The following is a 6591-nucleotide window of genomic DNA, read 5'->3' on the forward strand; positions in this document are numbered from 1 at the left end:
CGAGCCGGAACTCGATCATCGGTGTACGAGTTGTAACAGCTACACTATCTCATACATTCCAGTACGACTTGTGAGGTGGATCATGACGGTGAAGAAGACGACGCCCCGCGGCACGACGACCGGTGCGTCAGGCGGCGGTGGCCGGGCGGCCAATCAGCGGGCGGATGCGCAGCGCAACCGGGCAAGGATTCTGGCCGCGACGGCGACGGCGATCCGCAAGAACCCCGACGCTTCGGTCGGCGACATCGCCGCCGAGGCCGGGATGGGCAGAGTGACCGTCTACGGGCACTTCCCGACCCGCGCGGAGCTGATCGAGGCCGCCCTCGTTGACAGCCTCGAACGCGGCGAAGACGTGCTCAGCGGGGTGCCCCTGGATGGTGATCCGGGCGAGGCGTTCCGGCGACTGGTGGCCTCCAGCTGGGTGCTGGTCGACCAGTCGCGGGCGCTGCTGGCGGCCGCGCTGAAAGAACTGCCTGCGGCACGCATCCGCGAGCTGCACGAGAAGGCCGAGGGGCGGATGCGGGCTCTGCTGCTGCGCGGCCAGCGCGAGGGTGTCTTCCGGGTCGATCTGCCGGTGTCCTGGCTGCTGACTACTACGCACGTGGTGATGAACGGTGCCGCCGAAGAAGTGCGTGCCGGGCGCCTCGACGCCGACGACGCGCCGTGGTTCATCGAGGCGATCCTGCTGCCCGCCTTCGCCGCCACCACCAGCACCACCACCATTGGGGAAGGAGCCTGATGAGGATGCCCAGCATCGCGATCATCGGGGCCGGCGCCGCTGGCACCGCAGCCGCAAGAACCCTGCACGCTTCCGGTGTCGACGTCGACCTCTACGCCCGGAACGGTGAGGTGCCGTTCAACCGGACGTTGGTCAACAAGGGCATCGCGATCGGGCTGCTCGAACCGGCCCAGGCGGCCCTGCCCGACACCGGGGCCGCCCTCCGGTCGGAGACGGTGCGCGGCCTCGACCCCAGGGCTCGGCGCTTGCGGCTGGACTCCGGCGATACACACGCCTACGACGCGCTCCTCATCGCCACCGGCAGCCGGCCCCGCACTCTCGACGAGGAGGTGATCGGCCGCGACCAGGCCATCAGCGGCGGCAGACTGACCACCCTGCACTCGGCCGCCGACGCCGTCCGCGTCCGCGATCTACTCGCGACCACTCAGCCTGCCCGGGTGCTCATGCTCGGTGGCGGCCTCGTCGCCTCCGAGACCGCCTCGCTGCTCACCGACGCCGGCCACGACGTCGCCCTCATCACCCGCGCCGCGATCCCAGGAGCGAACGCCATCGGCGAACACGTCGCCCGGCGGCTACGCGACCTGCACCGCCCCCAGCACGCCGCCTACCTGGAACGCACCGTGCACTCGATCCGCACCCACACCGACCGCATCAGCATCACCCTCAACGACGGCAGCCAGGTCGAAGGCGACCTCGCGATCGTCGCGCACGGCACTCTGCCCGCCGCCCCCGCACCATGGACCGGGCCCGACGGCATCCCCGTAGATTCCCGCCTGCGCTCCATGCACGCCCCGCGGCAACGGATCTACGCCGCCGGCGGCGTCGCCGTGCATCACTATCCCGGCCACGGCTCCTACCGGATCGATCACTGGGACGACTCCGCCGCCCAGGGCATCCACGCCGCGAACACGCTGCTGCACGACCTCGGTATCGCCGGCGACCCCGGCCAGTACCTGCCGAGCTCGACGTTCTCCGCACGCATCCACGGCCACACCCTCACCGGTGTTGGACACCCCGCCCTGGGCACACGCACCCGCGTCGTCTCCGAGGAACCACTGATCACAGCCCACTACCTCGGCGAGGTGCTGGTCGCGCTCACCGGAGTGAATGCCGCCGGCCCTATGCGTGAGCTGATGCCCGGCCTGCACCACCCTGAAACCGCGGCTGATCCGGTGACGCGACAGCACGTATGAGCCCCTCGCGTCAAACGGAGTTCAGACGGTGCGCACGCAGGCGCACTGGCACGCCACGAGGGTGCCTTCGGCGGCTTCGGTCTCCTCGCGCACCGCCCGATCACCGATCACCGGCTCTGCGGCGGCGACACCGGTCGGGGCGGCCTCGCTGTCCTTCTGCTCGCGCGGCCAGAGCAGGTGCGCCGCGATCGCCCCCGCGATTGCCAGGGCGGCGAGGACGGACCAGGCGAGCGTGAACCCGGACGCGGTGCCGATCCAGCCCGCGATCGGGTAGGTGACGAGCCAGGCGAGGTGCGAGAGGGAGAACTGTGCGGCGAATCCCGCGGGGAGGTCCTGCTTCGCCACCGAGCCGCGGATGACGCGCCCGGTCGGGGTGACGATCATCGCCATGCCGCCGCCGATGATCACCCAGATCGGTGCGGTGACCATCCAGGATGCGACTTGGGTGGCGGTCATCGCGACGGCGGCGAGCACTCCGGCCAAAAGCACCAGGGCGCCGGTCATCATCACAATCCGCTCGGCGATCCGGTCGAGCACGCGTGGCAGGAACAGCGCGACCAGCAGCGTGCCGCCGCCCGAGGCGGCCAGCATCCACGCGACGTCGGCCTGCGAGCCGCCCAGGTGGTCGCGGACGTAGTTGACCGTGTTGACGACGACGATCGATCCCGCTGCCGCGACGACCAGGTTCAAGGCCACCACACCGCGCAGCCGGGGCGTGGCGAAGAAGACCCTGACTCCCGATGTGACCCGCGCCCAGGCGCCGACGTGCCCGCTCGGGGTGGCATTGGGAATGTGGGTCGAGAGCACCAGCACGGCGGAGAGCGCGAACCCGATCGAGGTGCCGATGAACAGCCAGTTGAACGCCATGAACGTCAACGCGACGGCCGCCAGGACCGGGCTGAGCAGGCTCTCCATCGTGTACGCGACCTGCGACGCGGACAGTGCTCGGGTGTAGTCGGACTCCTTGGTGACGATATCGGGGATCACGGCCTGGAATGTCGGCGTGAAGGCCGCCGACGCCGCTTGCAGGACGCCGATGAGCACGTAGATGTGCCAGACCTCCGTGACGAACGGGAGCACCAGCACCACCCCGGCGCGCACCACATCGAGCAGTGTCAGGAACATCCGCCTCGGAAGCCGGTCAGCATACGCCGCTGCCAGCGGCGCGATCAGAACGTACATGACCATTTTGATCGTCAGAGCGGTGGCAAGCACCGACCCTGCGCTCGGGCCGGCCAGGTCGTAGGCGAGGAGGCCCAGCGCCACTGTCGCCAGCCCAGTGCCGAACAGCGCGATGATCTGCGCACCGAACAGGTGGCGGAAGTCGCGGATCGCGAACAGGCGCATCAATCTTCTCCTCAAACCCTCTCAAGAACACGTAACCCCTCCAACCTTATACCCCCCTGGGGTATTTCCGACGGTGCTCCACGAGGAACGGAGTGCGCCCACGGTGTGCGCCGTACGGGGCGATCCGGCGCAGCGCTCAGGCGGCCGTCGGCGGGATCAGTAAACTGGGGTGCATGGCGTCCACCGCAGCAACGCGTACCCGGAGAGGTCATCTCGGCCTTCTCCGAGGCGTGTTGCTCGGCGGCCTGTTGGTCGCCGCGGTCATCACCGGTCTGCTCGCCATGCACACGCTGAACCTGCACGGCACCCCCGCCGCCCACGCGGCCACCGCCGCGGTCTCCGTCACCGATTCTGGTGAGGCGCGCCAGGGCGCGGCGCATCACGACACAGCGAGCGCTCACGCGACCAGCGGCACAACGCACGATCCCGGCGGTTCCTGCACCGACTGCGGGAGCGATGGACACCTGGGCATGGCGATGGCGTGCGTGCTCGCACTGCTGCTCGCCCTGCTCGTCCTCGTGCTGCCGCGGATTCTGCCGGGATGGCCGCGCACCGCACCTCGATCTCTCCCGATCGCCCGCTTCTTCGACAGGGGGCTGTCGAGGGCTCCTTCATTACAGGTTCTCTGCATCAGTCGCACGTGACAGAGCGGTGAACCCGGCGCAGCAGCGCCGACGGTTCCCCCTGCACTCACGCGGTGCCCCTGAGGTCCCGCGCCACTGACACGACTGCTGACACTGGAGAACACTCATGAAGTTTCGTACCGCGGCGACCGCCGCACTCGCACTGACCGCTGCACTCGCCCTGGCCGGCTGCTCCGCCGGAGACGACGATGCGATGTCGGGCATGGATCACGGCTCGTCCGAGCACACGCCGGACGCCACCGGCGGGGACGTCAATGACGCGGACAAGATGTTCGCCTCGATGATGGTCGTCCACCACGAGCAGGCCATCGAGATGAGCGACATCGTCCTCGCCAAGGACGGCGTCGACCCGCGGGTCGTCGAATTGGCCGAGACGATCAAGACCGCCCAGGGGCCCGAGATCAAACAGCTTCAGGGCTGGCTGGAGGACTGGGGCGTCGACCCCGACGATCACCAGATGGGTGGGATGGACCACGGCGACGGGATGATGAGCGAGGACGACCTGGCCGCACTCGAAGCCGCCGACGGCGCCGAGGCGTCACGCCTGTTCCTGGAACAGATGATCCTCCACCACGAGGGAGCGGTCGAAATGGCCCAGACACAGGTCGATGACGGTAGCAACCCCGATGCCGTCGAGCTCGCGCAGACCATCATCGACGCGCAGACCACTGAGATCCAGGAGATGCAGGACCTCCTGGCCACCCTCTGATCGACTACTCGGGTCGGTGCCGGGGCGAGAGCGCCCGGCACCGACCCACTCAAACCCTTGAAGGATCACGCCATGAATCACCCCACCATGCCGCGGCGCCGAAATCTGATCGTCACTGCCACCGCAACGCTTGCCGCGGCCCTCGTTCTCACTGGATGCGCCACAACGTCGCCCGAACCCGAATCCATCTCCATCGGCAGTCAAGCCGTCGACACTGAATTCCTGACAGACCACAACCTGGACGGACTCGACGCCACGCAGGTCATCGGGCGGCTCGACACTATGCCCGTAGCCGACCGTCCCGCCGATCTGATCGCATCCGTGCAACCCGACGCCCTCGTCCTCACCGACGATCAAGACCGCGAGACACGACTGCCGATGCCCGATGATGAGGTGTACATCTCGGTCGCCCCCTATCGGGAGCAAACGCACGATTGCTACTTCCACAGCCTGACCACCTGCCTCGGCGAACTCGCCAACACCGAGGTCCAGGTCACGCTCACCAGCAAGGGCGGCGACGTGCTCGTCGACGAGGTACAGCAGACCTACGACAATGGGTTCGTCGGCGTCTGGGTGCCCCGCGGCATCGAGGCAACCCTCACGATCGAGCACGAAGGTCAGACGGGAACCGCGATCATCTCCACGATGAACGAAGACGACCCGACTTGCATCACTACCCTGCAACTCACCTGACCTCGGGCATCAGCTGCTCGTGCCCCGGGAAATCGTTCTGTTCTAGATCGGCACAACTCCGAGGACGTGGCGTGTGGCCGATCACCAGCGCTGCGGCTGTCACGCAAGGTGAGGAATTCCGCGCTCATCATGGCTCGGTCGCCGCCCGTAGTGCGTCAAGCGCGACGACTGCTTGGAGGTGCAGGACGCCATTGCCGAGGGCAGTGTTCTGTTGGTTCGCGGTCAGGCCGTGTTCGGGGTCGGTGACCCACCCCGTCGGGAGGCCCATGAGCCATTCCACGAACTCGGGCGCCGGGCGTGGTCCTTTCTCCTCGTTCAGGATCGCGGGGTCAGGGGCGGTTCGTTCGGTGATGTGTTCCCATCGGGCGATGGCGTGGGCGTATCGCCCCCAGCGGTGAAGATGTCCTCGATCAGGGCGAACAGGGTCTCCGACTCGTTCCAGCTGGCGGGCGAGCCATGCGGCCCGTGCAGGGCCAGGTCGATCACTTGATGGCTCAGGGCGATCGTGCCCCGCCGTGCCCGTACCTGGTCCAGGGTCTCGCCGCCGCGCGAGGAGTCCGAGGCCAAAGGCGTCCGGAACAGCGCTTTCGCGGTAGGCGGTGATGAAGACCCGGAACCGGTGATGCGGTGCGCCGGCCAGTGACGCCGGTAAGCCGATCCATCGTGCACTTCTCCGGAGGTCGGCCAGATCCCCGAGTACGGCTCCGTGCGCCCGAAGAGGTCGCGTTGGCTCGTCTCCCAGCAGCCACGGGTCGGGTTCCAGGTTGCGAACGGCGGTTGCATGCTCGTTGGTTGCATCTGTCGCGCGTCAGACTTAGTGGCAGGGCCGTTATGTAGGTCCTGAAGGAGAGTCAGTCATGGGTAGACCACCCTCGATTCCGGCGGAGAAGAAGACCCGGATAGTGCTGAGCGTGCTGGCCGGCGAGATGTCCATCGCCGAAGCGGCACGCAAGGAGAAAGTCAGTGAGCAGTCCATCGGACGGTGGAAGGCCGAGTTCCTGGAAGCCGGCAAGACCGCCCTGGTGGCCGGCAGGTCCGGACCATCCTCCCGAGAGGAACAGCTGGAGGCCGAGGTCGCCGAGCTGACCCAGGCCTTGGGCGAGGCACACCTGGAAGCCAGGGTGTGGAAGAAGTCCGCGGAGGGCCGGCTGGGCCCTTCGAGGACCTCGAGGTGATCCGCGTGGAAGCGGGCATGTCGACCGCGAGGTTCTGCCAGCTCTTCGACATGCCCGAGCGGACCTGGCGCCGCTGGCAGGCCAAGGCCCG

8 protein-coding genes are annotated in these 6591 nt (G+C 67.8%); 6 read left to right on the forward strand and 2 right to left on the reverse strand.

Annotation, left to right across the window (positions count from 1 at the left end):
- Positions 1 to 82: 82 nt before the first annotated feature.
- Together MTQ12_RS04700 and MTQ12_RS04705 are read left to right on the forward strand one after the other, a co-directional pair.
- Positions 83 to 739 (forward strand): TetR/AcrR family transcriptional regulator, encoded by a 657-nt coding sequence (locus MTQ12_RS04700; RefSeq protein ID WP_087624725.1) that lies wholly within the window; start codon positions 83 to 85, stop codon positions 737 to 739.
- Positions 739 to 1932, forward strand: coding sequence for an FAD-dependent oxidoreductase (locus tag MTQ12_RS04705; protein ID WP_247424462.1), 1194 nt, complete (start codon positions 739 to 741; stop codon positions 1930 to 1932). The genes MTQ12_RS04700 and MTQ12_RS04705 overlap by 1 nt, the downstream gene beginning before the upstream one ends.
- A 21-nt stretch (positions 1933 to 1953) precedes the next feature.
- Here the strand turns inward: MTQ12_RS04705 and MTQ12_RS04710 are convergent, their stop codons facing one another.
- Positions 1954 to 3279 (reverse strand): MFS transporter, encoded by a 1326-nt coding sequence (locus MTQ12_RS04710; RefSeq protein ID WP_247424465.1) that lies wholly within the window; start codon positions 3277 to 3279, stop codon positions 1954 to 1956.
- Between the two features lie 173 nt (positions 3280 to 3452).
- Between MTQ12_RS04710 and MTQ12_RS04715 the strand changes: the two genes are divergently transcribed.
- From MTQ12_RS04715 to MTQ12_RS04725, 3 genes are all read left to right on the forward strand, one after another.
- A complete protein-coding gene (locus MTQ12_RS04715; protein WP_051013283.1) occupies positions 3453 to 3923 on the forward strand; it encodes a DUF6153 family protein in 471 nt (156 codons plus the stop codon).
- Between the two features lie 106 nt (positions 3924 to 4029).
- Positions 4030 to 4632: a DUF305 domain-containing protein gene (locus tag MTQ12_RS04720; RefSeq protein ID WP_019157642.1), complete on the forward strand. Its 603-nt coding sequence runs from the start codon at positions 4030 to 4032 to the stop codon at positions 4630 to 4632.
- A 72-nt stretch (positions 4633 to 4704) separates the two neighbouring features.
- Entirely contained in the window at positions 4705 to 5325 is a 621-nt protein-coding gene (locus MTQ12_RS04725; RefSeq protein WP_247424469.1) for a CueP family metal-binding protein, read from the forward strand.
- A 315-nt stretch (positions 5326 to 5640) separates the two neighbouring features.
- On the opposite strand, the gene MTQ12_RS04730 is transcribed toward MTQ12_RS04725, so the two are convergent.
- Positions 5641 to 6108: a hypothetical protein gene (locus tag MTQ12_RS04730; RefSeq protein ID WP_247424471.1), complete on the reverse strand. Its 468-nt coding sequence runs from the start codon at positions 6106 to 6108 to the stop codon at positions 5641 to 5643.
- A 74-nt stretch (positions 6109 to 6182) separates the two neighbouring features.
- Here MTQ12_RS04730 and MTQ12_RS04735 point away from each other — a divergent pair, with 74 nt between their 5' ends.
- Positions 6183 to 6500 carry a helix-turn-helix domain-containing protein gene (locus MTQ12_RS04735; protein WP_010080477.1) on the forward strand — a complete coding sequence of 106 codons (318 nt, stop codon included), beginning with the start codon at positions 6183 to 6185 and terminating at the stop codon, positions 6498 to 6500.
- The last annotated feature ends 91 nt before the right edge of the window (positions 6501 to 6591 follow it).

The sequence above is a fragment of the Brevibacterium sp. R8603A2 genome (genome assembly GCF_023072605.1).
Classification (GTDB): domain Bacteria; phylum Actinomycetota; class Actinomycetes; order Actinomycetales; family Brevibacteriaceae; genus Brevibacterium; species Brevibacterium pityocampae.